At 64.9% G+C, this 17,204-nt stretch carries 21 protein-coding genes and 1 pseudogene; 10 read left to right on the plus strand and 12 right to left on the minus strand.

Annotation, left to right across the window (positions count from 1 at the left end; genetic code table 11):
- Nucleotides 1-29: 29 nt before the first annotated feature.
- The gene (locus WDX12_RS09180) at nucleotides 30-704 is read right to left on the minus strand and encodes an ArsR/SmtB family transcription factor (RefSeq protein ID WP_434724654.1); all 675 of its coding nucleotides are present in this window, start codon (nucleotides 702-704) and stop codon (nucleotides 30-32) included.
- Nucleotides 705-874: 170 nt separating this feature from the next.
- Between WDX12_RS09180 and WDX12_RS09185 the strand changes: the two genes are divergently transcribed.
- Complete coding sequence (locus WDX12_RS09185; RefSeq protein WP_434724655.1) at nucleotides 875-1,243, plus strand: NIPSNAP family protein; 369 nt, start codon at nucleotides 875-877, stop codon at nucleotides 1,241-1,243.
- Nucleotides 1,240-1,584 carry an antibiotic biosynthesis monooxygenase family protein gene (locus WDX12_RS09190; protein ID WP_434724656.1) on the plus strand — a complete coding sequence of 115 codons (345 nt, stop codon included), beginning with the start codon at nucleotides 1,240-1,242 and terminating at the stop codon, nucleotides 1,582-1,584. Before WDX12_RS09185 ends, WDX12_RS09190 begins: the two co-directional genes overlap by 4 nt.
- 191 nt (nucleotides 1,585-1,775) lie before the next feature.
- On the opposite strand, the gene mbfA is transcribed toward WDX12_RS09190, so the two are convergent.
- Complete coding sequence (mbfA, locus tag WDX12_RS09195) at nucleotides 1,776-2,759, minus strand: iron exporter MbfA (RefSeq protein WP_320293822.1); 984 nt, start codon at nucleotides 2,757-2,759, stop codon at nucleotides 1,776-1,778.
- A 179-nt stretch (nucleotides 2,760-2,938) separates the two neighbouring features.
- Between mbfA and WDX12_RS09200 the strand changes: the two genes are divergently transcribed.
- The gene (locus WDX12_RS09200; RefSeq protein WP_320293823.1) at nucleotides 2,939-3,262 is read left to right on the plus strand and encodes a hypothetical protein; all 324 of its coding nucleotides are present in this window, start codon (nucleotides 2,939-2,941) and stop codon (nucleotides 3,260-3,262) included.
- 418 nt (nucleotides 3,263-3,680) lie between these two features.
- Here the strand turns inward: WDX12_RS09200 and WDX12_RS09205 are convergent, their stop codons facing one another.
- A complete protein-coding gene (locus WDX12_RS09205) occupies nucleotides 3,681-4,703 on the minus strand; it encodes an IS110 family transposase (RefSeq protein ID WP_434724657.1) in 1,023 nt (340 codons plus the stop codon).
- A gap of 202 nt (nucleotides 4,704-4,905) precedes the next feature.
- Between WDX12_RS09205 and WDX12_RS09210 the strand changes: the two are divergent.
- Together WDX12_RS09210 and WDX12_RS09215 are read left to right on the plus strand one after the other, a co-directional pair.
- A pseudogene (locus WDX12_RS09210) lies at nucleotides 4,906-5,146 on the plus strand (GIY-YIG nuclease family protein).
- A 273-nt stretch (nucleotides 5,147-5,419) separates the two neighbouring features.
- Nucleotides 5,420-6,397: a threonine/serine dehydratase gene (locus WDX12_RS09215; RefSeq protein WP_434724658.1), complete on the plus strand. Its 978-nt coding sequence runs from the start codon at nucleotides 5,420-5,422 to the stop codon at nucleotides 6,395-6,397.
- A gap of 179 nt (nucleotides 6,398-6,576) precedes the next feature.
- On the opposite strand, the gene WDX12_RS09220 is transcribed toward WDX12_RS09215, so the two are convergent.
- The 5 genes from WDX12_RS09220 to WDX12_RS09240 form a co-directional block, all read right to left on the minus strand.
- Complete coding sequence (locus tag WDX12_RS09220) at nucleotides 6,577-7,002, minus strand: VOC family protein (RefSeq protein ID WP_434724659.1); 426 nt, start codon at nucleotides 7,000-7,002, stop codon at nucleotides 6,577-6,579.
- Nucleotides 7,003-7,214: 212 nt separating this feature from the next.
- Nucleotides 7,215-8,351, minus strand: coding sequence for an ABC transporter permease (locus tag WDX12_RS09225; protein WP_434724660.1), 1,137 nt, complete (start codon nucleotides 8,349-8,351; stop codon nucleotides 7,215-7,217).
- Nucleotides 8,348-9,268, minus strand: a complete 921-nt coding sequence (locus WDX12_RS09230) for an ATP-binding cassette domain-containing protein (protein ID WP_434724661.1) — start codon at nucleotides 9,266-9,268, stop codon at nucleotides 8,348-8,350. Before WDX12_RS09230 ends, WDX12_RS09225 begins: the two co-directional genes overlap by 4 nt.
- Entirely contained in the window at nucleotides 9,265-10,218 is a 954-nt protein-coding gene (locus WDX12_RS09235) for an HlyD family secretion protein (RefSeq protein ID WP_434724662.1), read from the minus strand. The genes WDX12_RS09230 and WDX12_RS09235 overlap by 4 nt, the downstream gene beginning before the upstream one ends.
- On the minus strand, nucleotides 10,215-10,919 hold the full coding sequence (locus tag WDX12_RS09240; protein ID WP_434724663.1) for a CerR family C-terminal domain-containing protein: 705 nt from the start codon (nucleotides 10,917-10,919) through the stop codon (nucleotides 10,215-10,217). Before WDX12_RS09240 ends, WDX12_RS09235 begins: the two co-directional genes overlap by 4 nt.
- Nucleotides 10,920-11,010: 91 nt before the next feature.
- Between WDX12_RS09240 and WDX12_RS09245 the strand changes: the two genes are divergently transcribed.
- Nucleotides 11,011-11,484 (plus strand): CYTH domain-containing protein, encoded by a 474-nt coding sequence (locus WDX12_RS09245; protein ID WP_320293831.1) that lies wholly within the window; start codon nucleotides 11,011-11,013, stop codon nucleotides 11,482-11,484.
- The gene (locus WDX12_RS09250) at nucleotides 11,481-12,413 is read left to right on the plus strand and encodes a CHAD domain-containing protein (RefSeq protein WP_434724664.1); all 933 of its coding nucleotides are present in this window, start codon (nucleotides 11,481-11,483) and stop codon (nucleotides 12,411-12,413) included. The genes WDX12_RS09245 and WDX12_RS09250 overlap by 4 nt, the downstream gene beginning before the upstream one ends.
- A gap of 195 nt (nucleotides 12,414-12,608) precedes the next feature.
- On the opposite strand, the gene WDX12_RS09255 is transcribed toward WDX12_RS09250, so the two are convergent.
- The gene (locus WDX12_RS09255; RefSeq protein WP_434724665.1) at nucleotides 12,609-13,406 is read right to left on the minus strand and encodes a helix-turn-helix domain-containing protein; all 798 of its coding nucleotides are present in this window, start codon (nucleotides 13,404-13,406) and stop codon (nucleotides 12,609-12,611) included.
- Nucleotides 13,407-13,518: 112 nt separating this feature from the next.
- Between WDX12_RS09255 and WDX12_RS09260 the strand changes: the two genes are divergently transcribed.
- The gene (locus WDX12_RS09260) at nucleotides 13,519-14,373 is read left to right on the plus strand and encodes an SMP-30/gluconolactonase/LRE family protein (RefSeq protein ID WP_434724666.1); all 855 of its coding nucleotides are present in this window, start codon (nucleotides 13,519-13,521) and stop codon (nucleotides 14,371-14,373) included.
- Between the two features lie 30 nt (nucleotides 14,374-14,403).
- On the opposite strand, the gene WDX12_RS09265 is transcribed toward WDX12_RS09260, so the two are convergent.
- Together WDX12_RS09265 and WDX12_RS09270 are read right to left on the minus strand one after the other, a co-directional pair.
- The gene (locus WDX12_RS09265; RefSeq protein ID WP_434724667.1) at nucleotides 14,404-14,721 is read right to left on the minus strand and encodes a hypothetical protein; all 318 of its coding nucleotides are present in this window, start codon (nucleotides 14,719-14,721) and stop codon (nucleotides 14,404-14,406) included.
- Nucleotides 14,718-15,362 carry a hypothetical protein gene (locus WDX12_RS09270; RefSeq protein WP_434724668.1) on the minus strand — a complete coding sequence of 215 codons (645 nt, stop codon included), beginning with the start codon at nucleotides 15,360-15,362 and terminating at the stop codon, nucleotides 14,718-14,720. The genes WDX12_RS09265 and WDX12_RS09270 overlap by 4 nt, the downstream gene beginning before the upstream one ends.
- Before the next feature lie 30 nt (nucleotides 15,363-15,392).
- Here WDX12_RS09270 and WDX12_RS09275 point away from each other — a divergent pair, with 30 nt between their 5' ends.
- Together WDX12_RS09275 and WDX12_RS09280 are read left to right on the plus strand one after the other, a co-directional pair.
- Complete coding sequence (locus WDX12_RS09275; protein WP_434724669.1) at nucleotides 15,393-15,842, plus strand: MerR family transcriptional regulator; 450 nt, start codon at nucleotides 15,393-15,395, stop codon at nucleotides 15,840-15,842.
- 125 nt (nucleotides 15,843-15,967) lie between these two features.
- Nucleotides 15,968-16,891, plus strand: a complete 924-nt coding sequence (locus WDX12_RS09280) for a DMT family transporter (RefSeq protein WP_434724670.1) — start codon at nucleotides 15,968-15,970, stop codon at nucleotides 16,889-16,891.
- A 13-nt stretch (nucleotides 16,892-16,904) separates the two neighbouring features.
- On the opposite strand, the gene WDX12_RS09285 is transcribed toward WDX12_RS09280, so the two are convergent.
- On the minus strand, nucleotides 16,905-17,174 hold the full coding sequence (locus WDX12_RS09285; protein WP_434724671.1) for a helix-turn-helix domain-containing protein: 270 nt from the start codon (nucleotides 17,172-17,174) through the stop codon (nucleotides 16,905-16,907).
- Between the last annotated feature and the right edge of the window lie 30 nt (nucleotides 17,175-17,204).

Below are 17,204 nucleotides of genomic sequence, written 5' to 3' on the forward strand. Positions count from 1 at the left end.
CGACATTGCGAGGTTATCGTTGCACCCGCCTACGCCAGAAACACCCTCTCGAACTCCTGCCTGCCCTTGGGCGAGAACACCACGGCGCGACTGTCCTTCTCGCGGCGCGCCCATTTCTCGGCAATGATCTTGTCGAGGATGGCGGCGCCCAGCGTGCCGGCGAGATGCGAGCGCCGCACGCTCCAGTCGAGGCAGGCGCGGCACACCGGCCGCCGCGCCTTGGCATGGGTCTCGATGCCGAGCGCGGAAAAATGCGAGGCGCCGGATGACGACAGCCTGATCTCATTGTCGTCGCGCAGCAAAAGCTTCCTGTCGAAGAGCCGGTCGAGCATCGCCACGGCCTGCTCGCCGGCGAGGTGGTCGTAGCAGACCCGCGCCACGCGCATGGCCGCATCGCGCGGTCCGGGCCGCACCCGCTTCGGGCCGACCGCCTCGGCGACGCCGATGATCGCCTCGATCATGCCGGCCACCTGCGCGCTGGCCAGGCCGTAGTAGCGATGCCGGCCCTGGCTGGCCAAGGTCAGCAACCCGCCATCCATCAGCTTCGACAGATGCGAGGAAGCGGTGGGCAGCGACACGCCGGCCTCCAGCGCCAGCTCCGACGCCGTCAGCGCCGTGCCGCCCATCAGGGCGTTCAGCATATTGGCGCGGGCCGGGTCGCCGACCAGGCTGGCGATGCGGGCGATGTCGGGTCCTTCACGCATGGTTCGATCCTCATCGAAGCATTCCCGTCAGGGAAGCACTATTCTGCGGTCATCTCAAGCAGCGCGGCAAGCTCTCCTGACAGGAAGATGCCTAGCACAATGACGCAAGCGATGTTTCGACCGGGATCGAACCGTCGTCGTCGAAAACCAACCAGACGAGGAGACCGACAATGACCATCACCTGCTTCATCCGCTACGAGATCGACCCGTTCGGCAAGGCGGCCTTCGAGCAATATGCGCGGGCCTGGGGCCAGGCTATTCCGCGCTGCGGCGCCGATCTGATCGGCTACTACGCCCCGCATGAAGGCTCTGCCACCACGGCCTACGCCGCCTACGACATCGAGAGCCTCGCGGCCTACGAGGCCTATCGCGCGCGGCTTGCCGCCGACCCGGCCGGCAAGGCAAATTACGAGTTCGCGCGGCGCGAGAAGTTCATCCTCAAGGAGGACCGCGTCTTCCTGAAGCTGGTGTCCGGACGGCATGGTCCGCGGCAGGTCTTTCGCACCGACGTGACGGTCAAGGAGGGAATAGAAGCATGATCGCTGTCATCTTCGAAGTGGAGCCGGCGGAGGGAAAGCGCGATGCCTATCTCGGAATCGCCGCCAATCTCCGGCCGCTGCTCGACGGCATCGACGGCTTCATCTCGGTAGAGCGCTTCCAGAGCCTTACCGATCCGAAGCGCGTGCTGTCGCTGTCATTCTGGCGCGACGAGGAAGCGGTGAAGGCCTGGCGCAACACCGAGGAGCACCGGCAGGCGCAGCAGGCCGGCCGTGGCGGAATCTTTGCCGGCTACCGTCTGCGCATCGCCCATGTCGTGCGCGACTATGGGCTGACAGAGAGGACGGAGGCGCCTGGAGATAGTCGCGCCGTGAATGGGTGAAGCGTGTCTCTCCTTCTCCCCTTGTGGGAGAGGTGTCGCCGAAGGCGACGGATGAGGGGTGCTCCAGCTTGGCGACGCCGGAGGAGACGGCAAGTTTGCCGGCGTCTCACTCCGCTGGAACACCCCTCATCCGTCTCGGCGCTGACGCGCCGATCCACCTTCTCCCACAAGGGGAGAAGGGGACGCCAGCCCTACGCATTCCCGATCAGCACGCCCGCGCCAAACACCAGCGCGCCGCCCAGCACCACCTGGAAGGCGGCGCGCCAGAAGGGCGTCTGCATGTAGCGGTTCTGGACGAAGGCGATCGCCCAGAGCTCGAAGAACACCACCACCGCCGCCACGGCGGTGGCCGTCCAGAAGTGCGGGATCAGATAGGGCAGCGCGTGACCGAGGCCGCCCAGCGTCGTCATCAGGCCGACCGTCAGTCCGCGCTTGATCGGCGAGCCGCGCCCCGACAGCTTGCCGTCGTCGGAGGCGACTTCCGTAAAGCCCATCGAGATGCCGGCGCCGATCGAGGCGGCGAGGCCGACCAGAAGCGTCTGCCAGGTGTCGTGCGTGGCGAAGGCGGCTGCGAAGATCGGCGCCAGAGTCGACACCGACCCGTCCATCAGCCCGGCCAGCCCGGGCTGCACGTAGGTGAGGATGAACTGGCGCTGCTCGGCGCTCGCCTCCTCGACCTGGACCGTCCCCGGCACGTGCTCCTGCTGCAAGTCATGCGCCGAGCTCTCATGGCCCTGTTCGGCCACGGCGAGATCGTCGAGCAGTTTTCGCGTCGAGGCGTCGGTGGTGCGCTTGGCCGCCTCGACATAGAAGCGATAGGCCTGTTGCTCCATCGCCTCGGCCTGTCGCCGCACATGCTCGATGCCGAGCGGCTTCACCAGCCAGTCGGGCTTGCGCTCGAAATAGCCTTTCACATGCTCGCGCCGGATCAGCGGGATGCGCTCGCCGAAGCGCCTGCGGTAAAGCTCGATGAGCGAATCGCGATGCCCGTCCTCCTCCTCGGCCATCGCCTCGAACACTTTTGCCGATTGCGGAAAGTCCTGCGCCAGGCCATCGGCATAGGCGCGATAGATGCGCCCGTCATCCTCCTCGGAAGAGATCGCCAGCGCCAGGATCTCCTGCTCCGACAGTGAATCGAACGAACGGCGGCCGAAGCCGAAAACACGGGAAAGCATGATGGGATCACTCTAGTTTAGAATAATTCTAAACTAGAGTCTTGGCCGTCGAACGTCAATTGTGAACGGCACGACTGCGCGCGCGAAAGAGTGATCCAGCGGAGCCGCGCCGCCTCTTCATTATCACCAAATGTTAGCCTATATAGTCGGCAACAGCCGAAATTGAAGGAACCAAAGGAATGACGCACAAGAAGCCTCCGCACGGATTCGATGCGAAGCCCGTTCTCGATCTCATCGCCAGCATCGAGGCCGACCTGCAGCGCCTGAAGGGCCTTGTCGAGGAGCAGCTCGAAAAATTCGACCCGGCCAACCCACACAACAAGACGCCGGACGGCAAGCTGACCGAGGAAGGCGCCGAGTGCTGTTACCGCATGTTCGACGAGGGCAAGTCGCGCTACACGGTTTCCCAGCAGATGAAGATATCCTTCGCTGCCGCCACCCACCGCTTCAACTCCTGGCGCAAGCTCGGCGGCAGCAAAAGGACGAAGACGCTGCTGGGGTGAGCCTCAGCCGTCACCGCCGCCAAGCAGGTCATCAGGGCGCCGGCCGAAGCTGCTAACCTCCCCCTTGGGCGGGCAGGGCAATCGCATCTGACAGCGTCAGCCCCCTGGAGACGTCGCCAAGGCGACAGAGGGGCATTGCGCGCGAGTGGCGCCCTATTCTTCGTCATGTATGGACGGCCCCTCTTGGGCAAGAGGCAAAATAGCGGCGACGGCTTAAGTCTGGAGCGGTCATGTATTCGGCCTTTGATGCGGTCGATTTGATGACCGCTGGCCCTCAGGGGTTACGCGGATCGAGTTCCAATCATTCTAGCGCGCTTTTTAATCGCGATGACGAAGGCGGAGTGTCTCGACCCAGGTCCTGACCATTTTGCCGTGCTGCTATTTGCTCCTTACGCTGTTAAGGGCCTCGCTTTGCGGGTTATGCCGCAGCCGGCGCCCTGTATTCCTGTCCCGAGCTCAGCATTGCCCAGATGATGCGCGCGGTCTTGGCTGCCTGCGCCACGACCGCGACCTTGACCGGGCGCCTGGCCAGCAGGCCGCGTATCCAGGGCGAGCCTCTGTCGGGCTTGGCCCTGACCTGGCGCAGCCAGGAACTGGCGCCGAGAATGAGCAGCCTTCGCAGGTCTCTGTCGCCGGCGCGACTGATATGGCCCGTCAAGTTGTGCTTGCCGCCGGTGTCATGACTCTTGCGGGTCAGGCCGAGCCACGCCGCGAAGTCCCTGCCCGAGGCGAACTGGCGGCCGTCGCCAATGGCCGCGATGGTTGCATGTGCGATGATCGGGCCGACGCTCGGGATCGTCGTCAGCCGCAAGGCCGCTTGCTGCTGCCTGACCTGAGCCAGGATCTGCTTGTCCAGCTTGCCGATCTCGCCATCCAGCGCCCGCCATTGTCCGGCCAGCGGCGCCAGGCAGATCAGCAGCGCCGCGGGGATGGCCTCATCCGAGGTCTCGATGCGCTGCAGCAGCGCTTCCAGGCCCGCAGCCCCCTGGGCGCTTGTCTGGCCCATCTCATAGAGCAGGCCACGCATGGCGTTGGCCAACTGCGTGCGCTGGCGCACCAGAAGGTCACGCGTGCGGTGCAGGCCCCTGGCCCATTGCTGTTCGACCGTCTTGATCGGCACGAAGCGCATGTCGGGCCGGCTTACCGCCTCGCAACAGCCGTGCGCGTCGCGCACATCGTTCTTGTTGCGCGGAACATAGGGCTTCACATAGGCCGGCGGCATCAGCTTGACCTCATGGCCAAGCGCGCTGAGCGTGCGGGCCCAATGATGAGCCGAGCCGCAGGCCTCCATGCCGATCAGCGCCGGCGGCTGCGCGGCGAAGAACTTCTCCACCTGCGCGCGGCGCAGCTGGCGCTGCACCACCACGCGCCCGGTCGCATCCACGCCGTGCACCTGAAACACATTCTTGGCCAAATCGATACCAAATCTGATAGCTTGCATGACGGACGGTCTCCTTCCGCTGGAGTTAATCACAGCCCAGTTTGGCACATTCGATGCCGCAAGGGGCCGTCCACCCATCATTCTAGGGCGGAGCAAGGAGCGAAGCGACGCGCGCAGACCCTAGAATCCATGCCGTGACATTGGCCGTAGAATGCAACGGTTGAGAATAGCCGTTGGCAATGGTGCCAACTGAGATCGCCACATGACAGGCTATGTTTACATGACCGCGAGCCAGAAAGGCGGCACGATCTATATCGGCGTCACCAACGACCTTGCTCGCCGGATGCCCGAGCACAAGACCGGCCAAGGCTCCAGCTTTCGACATCACCGACGCCATCCAGCGTGAGACGTCATTGAAGCGCTGGCCACGGCAATGGAAGATCGAGCTCATCGAGAAGACCAATCCGGAGTGGTTCGAGCTGTTTCGCGGAATTGGCTGGTGAGCGTTTTGCACCGTGGCGGCGCTCAACCGTCACGGCATGGATTCTAGGGTCTGCGCGCGTCGCTTCGCTCCTTGCTCCGCCCTAGAATGACGAAGGACAGGCCGGCGGGACAGCACCCCCCTCTGGCCTGCCGGCCATCTCCCCCGCAAGGGGGAGATCAGCACTTCGCCGCAGTCGCCATCACCGCCAAACCTTGTCTCCATCACATTTTTTCGTTGGCGCGACGCCTCGATTTGCGTGCACCATGCCGGGATCCATCCTGCGAGGCCCGCCATGACCACCCTCCCCGGCATCTCCGACATCCGCGCCGCCGCCGCGCGGCTTTCCGGCCTGACCGTCGAAACGCCGCTGATCGAATCGCCCGAGCTCAACAAGCGCTATGGCGGCCGCATCCTGTTCAAGCCCGAGACGCTGCAGCGCACCGGCTCCTTCAAGATCCGCGGCGCCTACAACAAGCTGTCGAGCTTGAGCGAGGAGGAGCGCGGCCGTGGCGTCGTGGCCTTCTCCTCCGGCAACCACGCGCAAGGCGTGGCGGCCTCGGCCGCCATGTTCGGCGTCAAGGCGGTGATCGCCATGCCGGCCGACGCGCCCGCGCTCAAAGTCGGCAATGTCCGCAAGATGGGCGCCGAAGTGGTGCCGTTCGACCGTTTCAAGGACGACCGCATGGCGGTCGTACGCCCCTATGTCGAGAGGGGCATGGTGCTGGTGCCGCCCTTCGACGATCCCGCCATCATTGCCGGCCAGGGCACGATCGGCCTGGAACTGATGAAGCAGGCGAAAGCGCTCGGCGTGGCGCTCGACGCCGTCGTCGTGCCTTGCGGCGGCGGCGGCCTGTCGAGCGGCATTTCCGTCGCCGTCAAGGACGCTTCGCCGCAAACCGCCGTCTGGGCCGTCGAGCCAGAGCATTTCGACGATACGCGCCGCTCGCTGGCCAAGGGCGAGCGGGTCTCGAACGAGCCGGGCCATAGCTCGATCTGCGATGCGCTGCTGACCGCCGAACCCGGCGCCATCACCTTCGAGATCAACCGCCGCAATCTCGCCGGCGCCATCGCCGTTTCCGACGAGGCCGCCGCCCAGGCGATGCGCGACGCCATGGCCTATCTCAAGCTTGTGGTCGAGCCTGGCGGCTGCGTCGCCTTCGCCGCGCTCTCCACCGGCGAGATCGACCTCGCCGGTAAATGCGTTGCCGTCGTCCTGTCAGGCGGCAATGTCGATTTCGGCACCTATGCGCGGATCATGGCTGCTGCGTAGAAGTGGCGATTGGTATCGCGGCACCCGGATGCGAATGCCTAGAGTGGTTCTCCGTTTCACGGAAACAGCTAACCCACTCTATCTCTTTGTTTTGACGCAATTCCAGACGGAAGGCTACGGCGAAGTCGCCGAGCATAACCACTCACACTTTTCCTTAATCACCCGACCGGCTGGCCTGCTCACTCACCGGTCGGGAGGAAGGCCGGATTGTGCAGGATTTCCCAGAGATGACCGTCGGGATCCTGAAAATAACCGGCATAGCCGCCCCAGAAGGTCTTGCGCGCTGGTATCGTGATACGCGCTCCCGCAGTTTCGGCCCGCGCCATCACTCGATCGACCTCGGCTTCGCTGGACACGTTGTGACCAATGCTGAATTCGGTGGGGCTGCGTGGTGTAGGATCGATGCCCGCGTCGAGCCCAAGGTCGCTGCGAGGAAACAGGCTAAGCACCATGCCGCCCTCCAAATGGAAGATGGCGATAGCTCCGTGCTCAAACTCTTGCCCGACGATGCCCTCCGTGGGCAATCCAAGGCCATCGCGGTAAAACTTCAGCGACCGCTCAAGATCGTCCACGCCGAGCGTCAATATTCCAAATCGCGCTCTCATTGCACTTCTCCTTTATTGTGTTCGTTTTGCGCTCGCTGACCGCGACCCGGTCGCGGCGCGGGCCATATGTCTGTCAAGATATCGAATGCGGGCTGTGCGGCGATTGAACGAATCGGCCAAATCAAGCCCAAACCGGAAGTGTGATTTGGGCGCGAACAAGCGCTGGAGCTGCTATCTCGGCTCGTGAGCTTCTTGCCTGTCTATGAATGCGATCAGTCCAGCGTCCGCCTGAACCGCACCAGCGCCACGCCGGCAAACAGCGCCACGAACACCACCAGCCAGCCGATCTCCGTCGCCACCGCCGGCAGCGCCGCGCCCTTCAGCATGACCGCGCGGGTGATGCGCAGGAAATGCGTCAGTGGGAAGATCTCGCCGAAAGTCTGCGCCCAGCCCGGCATGCCGCGATAGGGGAACATGAAGCCGGAGAGCAGCAGCGATGGCAGGAAGAAGAAGAAGGTCAGCTGCATCGCCTGCATCTGGGAGCGGGCCATGGTCGAGATCGTATAGCCGAGCAGCACCAGCGAAAGCACGAAGACCAGCACCGAGGAGAGCAGCAGCGTCAGGCTGCCGACGAAGGGGATGCCGAACAGGAGCTTCGCCGCCACCAGCACCACCACCACCTGCACGGCGCCGACGACGAGGAAAGGCAGCACCTTGCCCAGCATGATCTCGGCGGGACTGGACGGCATGGCGAGCAGGTTCTCCATGGTGCCGCGCTCGGTTTCGCGGGTCAGCGCCATCGCCGTCATCATCACCATGGTCATCTGCAGGATGACGCCGAGCAGGCCGGGCACGATGTTGTATTGCGAGACGCCTTCCGGATTGTAGCGTCGGTGCACGACGACATCGAGCTGGCCGCGCGCCGCTTCCCTGGCCGCGTCCTGGGTGCCCTGGGCTCTCAGCAGCGCCTGGCCGGCAATGGTGCCGAGCGTGGAGATGGCGCCGCTGGCAACGGACGGGTCGGTGGCGTCGGCCTCGATCAGGATCTGCGGGTTGTCACCGCGCTCCACCCGCCGGGCGAAATCGGCGGGAATGGTGACGACGAAAGAGACGTCGCCGCGCGCCATCAGGAATTCGGCTTCCGCCGCACTTTGCGCGACATGGTCGAAGCGGTAGTAGCCGGTGGTCTGCAACGCCGAGACCATGGCGCGCGTGTAGGGATCGCTGCTGGTCGCCACGAGTGCGGCCGGCAGGCTCTTCGGGTCGTTGTTGATCGCAAAGCCGAACAGCACGAGCTGCATCAGCGGCACGCCCAGCATCATGGCGAAGGTGATGCGGTCGCGCCGCATCTGGATGAATTCCTTGATCAGCAGCGCGCCAAGCCTGGCGAAGGAGAAGACCGCGTTCATGTCATGTTGTCCTTCGAGCCGGACATGAACTGGATGAACACATCCTCCAGGCTGGTCTCGCCCGGCGTCACCGTCACGTCCTTGTGCTCCTTTTCGACATCGGCCAGCGCCTTTTCCAGCGCCGCCTTGTCGGAGCCGACGACATGCAGCGTCGCGCCGAACGGCGCCACCTGGTCGACGCCGGGCCGACCTTGCAGCGCTTCGGCCACCTGGTCGAGCCGCGGCCCCTGCAGCACGAACGTCGTCAGCCCGGCATTCCTCACCACCTCGTCCACCGTTCCGGTGGCGAGCATCTTGCCGTAGGAGATGTAGCTGATGCGGTGGCAGCGCTCGGCCTCGTCCATGTAATGGGTGGAGACGAGCACGGTCAGCCCGCCGCCGGCCAGCCGATGGATCTCGTCCCAGAACTCGCGCCGCGCCTTGGGGTCGACGCCGGCCGTGGGCTCGTCGAGCAGCAGCAGCTTCGGCTTGTGCATGATGCAGGCGGCCAGCGCCAGTCGTTGCTTCCAGCCGCCGGAAAGCGTGCCGGCCAGCTGGTTGCGGCGGCTCGCCAGGCCGAGCTCCTCCAGCGTCCTCGCCACATACTGCTCGACCGGCCTCAGCTGGTAGAGCCGCGCCACGAATTCGAGGTTCTCGCCGATCGTCAGGTCCTCGTAGAACGAGAATTTCTGCGTCATGTAGCCAACTTCGCGCTTGATCTTGAGCGCGTCGGTGCGGATGTCGAAGCCCAGCACCGTGCCGTCGCCTTCATCCGGCGTCAGAAGCCCGCACATGATGCGGATCGTCGTCGTCTTGCCCGAGCCGTTCGGCCCGAGGAAGCCGACGATCTCGCCTTCGGCGACCGTCATCGTCACGTGGTCGACGACGGTCTTGTCGCCGAAGCGCTTGACCAGGCCGCGGACGTCGATGACGTTCATTGCCCGAGATCCGCGAGATCGACATCGACGATCTGGCCGGGCTGCAGCGGTCCCGCATTGCCCTCCGGTCGCGCCTCGACGAGATAGACCAGCTTCTGCCGGTTCTCGAGCGAATAGATCACCGGCGGCGTGAACTCGGGATCGGGCGAGACATAGCTGACGCGCGCTTTCAATCCTGCCCCGCAACCGTCGCAATGGACGTCGAGCTCGGTGCCGACCTTGACCGCCGAGAACGCCCTTTCCGGCACATAGACGCTGAGCTTCACGGCGCCGTCCGGCAGCATCGAGATCACCGGCGCGGCCGGCCCGGCGGTGTCGCCGGGGTTGCGGATGACGTCGTTGACGCGGCCGGGCGAGGGCGCGGTCAGCACCCGCTTCGACAGCCGCCACCGGGCCTGCTCCAGGCTCGATTGCGCCTGCTTGACCTGGTTGTCGGCGGCCTTGATGGTCTCGGCCCGCGCCGGCAGGTTGCCGACGGCGAGATTGGCTTCCGCCTGCCCGACCTGGGCGTTGGCCGTCTCCAGCGAAGCCGAGGCGGTGTCGTAGTCGGCCTGGGTGCCGGTGCCGCGTTTGTAGAGGTCGCTGGCGCGGTCATATTTGCGCTTGGCGTCGGCGGCCTGGGCTTTCGCCATGTCGACCTCGGCCTTGAGCACGGCGATTTCCTCGGGGCGCTTGCCGACCTGCAAATCGGCGAGCTGGGCCTGCGCCTGCGCCAGCGCGGCCTCAGCCTGCGCCACCTCGATCTTGGCGTCGGCGTCCTCGAGCGTCGCCACCGCCGCGCCGGTCTCGACGCGGTCGCCGCGCTTGACCGTCACCGTCGCCACCTGGGCCACTTCGATCGGCGCCATCAGCACATATTCGCCCTCGACATAGCCGACGGCCAAAGGTGCTGTCGGCGCGCAGGCGCCGAACAGTTGCGCCGCGAGCGGCAGCGAACAGAGGAAACTCATGATTTGCCCTTCTTGCCGGCGGCCGGCCCGCGCGCCGCCAGCATTGCCCTGAGGTTGTCGGTCGTGACCGCCACCACCTTGGCGGCCTCTTCATTGCCGATCCCGCGCCATCCCATCCGGCGCATCACCGCCTCGCGGCCGATGCGGAAATAGATGACCTGGCCGATCATGGTGAAGACGGTGAGCTTGGTCGCCTCGCTCTCGGCCGGTTCGCCGGTCGCCTGTTCCCAGATCTGGCACAGCCGTCGGTGCGTCGGCTCGAACACGCCGGCATAGATGCGGTCGAGCGCGGCGGTCGGATGCGAGAGCTCGCGAAGTACGAATTGTACGATCTCGCCGGCCTGCGGACTGGCCACGACGAAACCCACCATCCGCTCGAGCGCCGCGAAAAGCTGGGCCCGGGCCGCCTCGGGGTCGAGGGGTGCGGCTGCCTGCGCGCCGCCCAGCGCCTGGCCGGCAACCCCCTGGATGGTGTCGACGATAAAGTCGGCGGCTGCCGCGCGCAGGCCCTCCTTGCCGCCGAAATGATAGGCGATGGAGCCGATATTGGCCTTGGCCTCGGCCGCGATCTGGCGCGTAGAGGTGCCGTCGAAACCCTGCCGTCCGAACAGCTTGAGCGCGGCGTGCACAAGCGCCGTTCGCGTTTGCTCCGCAGTAGTGGCCTCGCGCTGCTGCCTTTTTATGCCTGGTTGCCTGTTCATGTCTCAACTTTAATCAATCGATTGATTAAAGTCAAATTTGACCCCTGAGTCGGCTTGCCTTCTCGGTCCTCACAGGCTTTAGTGCCCGGCCATGGGCAAGGAAGTCGAGCGTAAGTTCCTGGTCTCCAGTTCGGCCTGGCGCGACGGGATCGAGGCGGAGATCCGCATTCGCCAGTTCTATGTCGCCGCCCAGCCTGGCCGCACCGTGCGCGTGCGCATCAGCGACGGGCGTTCCGCCAGGCTGACGCTGAAGTTCGGCGACAGGGCGCGCGAGCGCGACGAGTTCGAATATTCGATCCCGCTTGCCGAGGCCGAGGAATTGACGGCGTTTGCCATCGGACGTGTCATCGAGAAGACACGCCACCATGTTAGACACCGCGGCTATCTCTATGAAGTCGATGTTTTCGGCGGCAAGCTCGCGGGGTTGGTGATCGCGGAGCTGGAGACGCCGGAGGACGTATCTGACGAAATGCTGCCCGACTGGCTCGGTCGCGAGGTCACCGGCGAGTCGAGATTCTACAACGCGTCGCTGGCCCTCGGGGGGATTCCGGAGATCGCCGCATGAGCTTCCGCATCGATCCGCGCTTGCCGCTGACCGGCGAGGTCAGGCGCATTTTGGCCGACGAGATCGGCAAGGCAATCGCCCATCTCGAGATGGCGCGCGAGAAGCCGGAGCAAGGGCTGCACAAATGCCGCAAGCGGCTGAAAAGCGTGCGCGCCTTGCTGCGCCTGGTTCGTTCCGGAGACGAACCGTTCTGCCAGACCGAGAACGAATGTTATAAGCAGGTATCGGCGCTGCTGGCCGGCCCGCGCGAGGCGACCGCCTTGATCGAGACCGTCGACCGCTTGGCCGATGCCTTTCCGGAGCAATCCGCGGGCGGCGGCCTCGACCCCGTGCGCGAGCGGCTGGTGCTGCGCCAGCATGAGCTCCATGCCGGTCCCGGCCTCGACGCCGCCATCAATGCGGCGATAGCCGCTTGCCGGGAGGGTCTGGAGCGCATCGACAGGCTGGCCCTGCCCGACCAGCCCGAGCAGGCGGCCGACATCCTCGCCGACGGCGCCCGCGCCACCTTGCGGCGGGCGAAGAAGGCGCTGGACAAGGCGGAGGCGCGCGGCGAGGACGAGGATTTTCACGATTTGCGCAAGGCGGCCAAGACGCATTCCATGCATCTGTCGCTGCTCGGCCGCTTGTGGCCGTCGCCGATCAAGGCGCGCCGCAAGGCGGTCGACAGGCTCGGCGAACAGCTCGGCGAATTGCACGACGTCTTCGTCATGCGCGCGCTGCTCGGTGCCGAAGGCGAGCCAGTCGGCCCGGCCGACGACACGAAGCTTCTGCGCAAGCTCTTGAAGCGCTCCGAAAAAAGCCTCACCAAGGCCTGCCTTGCCGAGGCCGCCGACCTGTTCGGCGACAGCCCCAAGCGCTCGGCCAAGAGGCTCGCCCGCAAGGCGCGCGACGACCTCGCGGGATCCCAGGAAGAAGCGAAAGCGGCGTGACGCCTTTACCTTCTCCCCTTGTGGGAGAAGGTGGATCGGCGCGCAGCGCCGAGACGGATGAGGGGTGCTCCAGCTTGGCCAGCGCGCTCGTCTAGAGTTGCAATCGCCAGCGTCTCATTCCCTGGAACACCCCTCATCCGTCCGAGCTTCGCTCGGCCACCTTCTCCCACAGGGGGAGAAGGAAAAGGCGCTCTGCTACGCCGGCAGCGGCCGTTTCCCCTTCGCAGGTCCGTTCGCCACCCGCGCCCCCGCATCCCTCGGGTGCGGGCCGATCGGCATGATTGCCGGAAACGGCGTCGCGCCGAAGGCGAAGGTCCATTTGTAGCCGGTGAGCTGGTCCTCGGGCGTGGTGTGCTGGTCGTGGTGGGCGAGCAGCCTGGCGCGTTCGGCGATCTCCTCGGCTTCGCGCCGCAGCATCTCCGCGGTTTGCGGCCGCATGCGCCTGGAAAAGCTGATGAAAGTCGCGCCCTGCTCCATATGGCCGAGCGCCCAGCCGACGAAATTCTTGTTGGTCATCTCGAAATGCGGCTTCAGCGGCCCCTCGAAATCCCACTGGATCGGCGTGTCGATCAGCAGCCTTGCCGACAGGCCGCGACCCAGCGCCACCAGCCCGAGCTCCTCGAGATCGCGCAGATAGAGGAACATCGAAGCTTCGCTCAAGCCCTGCGAGCGCATGATGCCCTCGGCCGTGAATTTCTCCGACAGCATGATGAAGACGAAAAGCAGCGCCGGCCGCGCCGCCAGGCGGCGCTCGATCTCCGGCCCGACGCGGTTGGCCGGGCCTGGCCCCCGGTTCATCGCGCCGAGCACGTTCTCCAGCTCGACATCGGCCGCGGCGCAGATCTCCATCAGCCGGTCGAGCTTGCAGTTCTGCTCATGGAAGATACGCTTCACCGTCGGCTCGGAAACGCCCATGCGCTCGGCCAGCGTCCGGTAGGTCAGGCCCTTGGCCTTCAGCGTCCGTTTCAGCGCCTCGAAGATCGGACCGTTCATGGAATGCGCCTCGTTCATCCGATTTGGTATCGAAGACCGATACTAGTCTCGTTCCACCTTCCAGGAAAGTATCGGAAATCCTAGCTCTCCGGCGTCATCACAGGAGAGCACCATGAAACATCTCATCGCTTCAACCGTCTTCGCCGCCATCGCCGCGGTGTCCGCCGCGCAGGCCGGCGAACTCTGGCGCGCCACCGGCTTCGAGCAGCCGGAATCGGCGCTTGTCGATGCCGCCCACGACCGCATCGTCGTCTCCAACATCGTCGGCAATCCCGGCGCGGCGGACGGCAATGGCTACCTGTCGCTCCTGTCGATGGACGGCAAGGTCATCTCGAGCCACTGGGTGGACGGCATGGACGCGCCCAAGGGCATGGCGATTTCCGGAGGCAGGCTTTATGCCGCCGACATCACCAAGGTGCGCGTCGTCGATCTCGCCAGTGGCAAGCTGGTCGAGACCATCGATGTGCCCGGCGCCGTGTTTCTCAACGATATGACGCAGGACAACGCCGGCAAGGTCTATGTCAGCGACATGCTGGCCGACGCGATCTACCGCATCGACGGCGACAGACCGGAGCTGTTCGTCAAGGACGCGTTGCTGGCCTCGCCGAACGGCGTCTTCGCCGATGGCGATAGGCTGATCGTCGCGTCCTGGGGCAAGGGCATCAACAAGACCGACTTCAGCACCGCGGAGCCCGGCGGCCTGCTGTCGGTCGACCTCGCCACGAAGAAGGTCACGCCGCTGCTGGGCGCGCAGAAATTCGCCGATCTCGACGGCGTCATCGCCATAGGCGACACCATCTACGCCACCGCCTACATGACCGGCACGCTCTACAGCTACAAGTCCGGCGGCGCGCCGACTGCGGTGGCGCACTTCAAGCCCGGCAGCGCCGACATCGGCACCGACGGCAAGCGCATCTTCGTGCCGCTGATGGGCGAGGGCGAGGTCGTGGCACTGGCGCTGGATTGAGAGGTGCAGCTGCGAATGTCAGAAAAGTGCTTAGGAGAACCGGCAAGGGTGCAGGCGACGGTCGCGCATCGTCCTCGACCACAGAGGGGCAAGACGGCCGCAGCCGCAATCGCTCTGAGCCATCGCTGATTGAAAGGTGGCGTTGGGCACGGCCTTCCGGCGCGAGAGAAGATAAAGCCCACCCGCGGCGACAACCACCAAAGCCAAGCCAAGCCGGCCGATCGATGCCAAGCCAACACCGACGGCCGCGAGGGCGGCGGTGATCGGCAGCGCAATCAGGGTTCCACAGCAAACTGCGCAGGCCACCAGAACAAGGCTGGTGCCTGCTGTTGTCTTGCCAATATTCATTGCGTGTCTTTCTCCATTCCTGGACCGGAAGCGGCCTGCCAGGCCAGCACGGCCAGGATAACGACCGCAGCGTGAGCAAGCGCCGTCAGCCCGGCGAGGCCGGAGACGCTTGCGTTGCCCCGAGCGAGTTGCAGGAAGACCTCGCGGCCGTCGAGAATTGCAGCAACACCCGCCAGCAGGATGGCCAGCAAGAGCGCCGCGTTGCCAGGCCGTGCAATGGACCCAAACCGGCTGACGGCGGCGGCGAGTAAGATTGAGACGCCGACGAACCCCCATACCAGCCAGGGGTTTTCGAGGTTGATGCCAAGGATCGTTTCTTCGGTGCGGCTGTCGGGTTCTCCAGCCTCAGCGTGACTACCCGTTTCACCGGCCTCAGCGCTCTTACGAGCTTGGTCCTCAGTAGGGCCTTCGGCCGCTTCATCATGGCCGCCCTGTTCCTGGGCTTTCACGCCCTCCTTTTGCGCGGCGATGCTCGCGGGCTCCCGATGCTCGCCCCCTTCCATCAAGACGGCGGCGGCAAATAGGAGCGCCGAGATGGCTAGCATTGCCGCCGTCCAACGGACGAGGACGACACGATTTCCGAAAAAGCCCATCAGCGAACTTTCCTCTCGCATCACCTTGAAGGCAGCGTACTCCTTCAAGTAACTTTAGGTTCAAGGAGTATTTTTGCGATGAATCTTCACGTCCGCGTGTTCACCATCGGGGCGCTTGCCAAGGCCACTGGCGTCACCACACCCACCATCCGCTACTATGAGGAGATCGGATTGCTGCCTCCGGCACCACGCACGGCAGGAGGTCAACGCACCTATGACGATGATGATCTGGGGCGGCTGACCTTCATCAAGCAATGCCGAGATTTCGGCTTCGGGATCGATCAGGTCAGGGTTTTGCTGGACCTGTCGATCAGCAGCAGGCGCGATTGCGTGGAGACGCGCGACATCGCCCAGGCCCACCTCGACGAAGTCCGCCAGAAACTCAACGAACTTCGTTTGCTTGAACGGCGGCTGGAGAGCTTCGTAACACGGTGCAACGCCGCGTGCGCAGGAGGACCCGGCCAAGACTGCGTGATCTTCAAGGATATGGCGACGTCGGCCAAAGGTGGCGGCTGCTGCGGACAGTAGCTAGCTGGCTGCAGGGATGCTGATATACGTCGTCACGGCGGCAACGACGCCGATCGGGATTGGACCGGCATATCCTCCCAGACTGCCTCTGGTTTCGCCGCTTGCGCCGGAATATGCGGCGGCAGATGAACCACGTGAAGACATCCAGCCTGAACGGCGCCGTTTCGCCGATGATCCCCGTGCTCATATGCGCGCTGGCGATATTCCTGCTGTCCGGCATGGATGCGGCAATGAAGTCTCTGGCCATCGCAGTCGGCGTTTATAACACGCTGCTGTGGCGCAGCGTGGTCGCCACAATGGTCGCCGGCGCGGCATGGTCGGCGGGGTCGCGTTCCAAGCCGGCCCTTCCGGTGCTGGGCCTGCATGCGCTGCGCGCCGCGATTGTCGGCATCGTCCTGGTCTTGTTCTTTTGGGGGCTGGCCAGGCTGCCGCTCGCCGAGGCGATCGGGCTCAGCTTCGTCGCGCCGCTGTTTGCGCTTTTGCTCGCGGCATTGCTGCTGGGCGAACGCATAAGGCGGCAGGCGGTCTGGGCGTCGCTGGCCGGCATGGCGGGCGTCGCGATCATATTGGCCGGCCAGTTCGGGGCGGCCAGCCATTCGCAAGATGCCCTGCTCGGCACGGTCGCGGTGCTCGTCTCGACGGTGTTCTATGCCTACAATCTGATCCTCTCGCGGCAACAGGCGCTGCTGGCCAGGCCGGTCGAGATCATGCTGTTCCAGAACCTCTTCGTCGCACTCATCCTTGGTCTCGCGGCACCTTGGCTCGCCGTTGCGCTGCCGAGCGATCTCTGGCTTCCCCTGGCGGGGGTGGCGCTGCTGTCGCTCGCCGGGCAATTTCTGATGAGCTGGTCCTACGCCCGTGCCGAAGCGCAATATCTGATCCCGACCGAATACTCGGCCTTCATCTGGGCGATCGCGCTTGGCTGGTTCTTCTTCGGCGAGAAAGTGGCCTGGACCACGCTGGCAGGGGCATGCCTCATCGTTGCCGGCTGCCTGATTGCCGCGCGCGCCAATCCGAAGCTTGCCGAGCCGATCGAAGCGGCGGTGTGAAGGATGGCTTAGACTAGCCTTGCGGGCTCTGCGCCGCGGTCGCCTTGAGGCGCACGCCCCTGCCGCCGCGCTCGCTGGCCTGGTTCTCGCCGATCAGCTCCACGCCGACCGCGTCGAGCGCCTGGATGACCTTCATCAGCGTGTCGACCACGCCCCGGACGACGCCGTCGCTCGCTTCCATGCGCTGGATCGTTGGAAGCGAGACCCCGGCGCGCTCGGCGAGCGTCTTCTGGTCGATGCCGGTCAACGCCCGCGCGGCGCGCATCTGTGCGGCAGTGATCATCGGCCGGAATCCGTTTTTGAAGCTATGGAA

The organism is Mesorhizobium sp. RIZ17, assembly GCF_051127865.1.
Lineage (GTDB): Bacteria > Pseudomonadota > Alphaproteobacteria > Rhizobiales > Rhizobiaceae > Mesorhizobium > Mesorhizobium humile.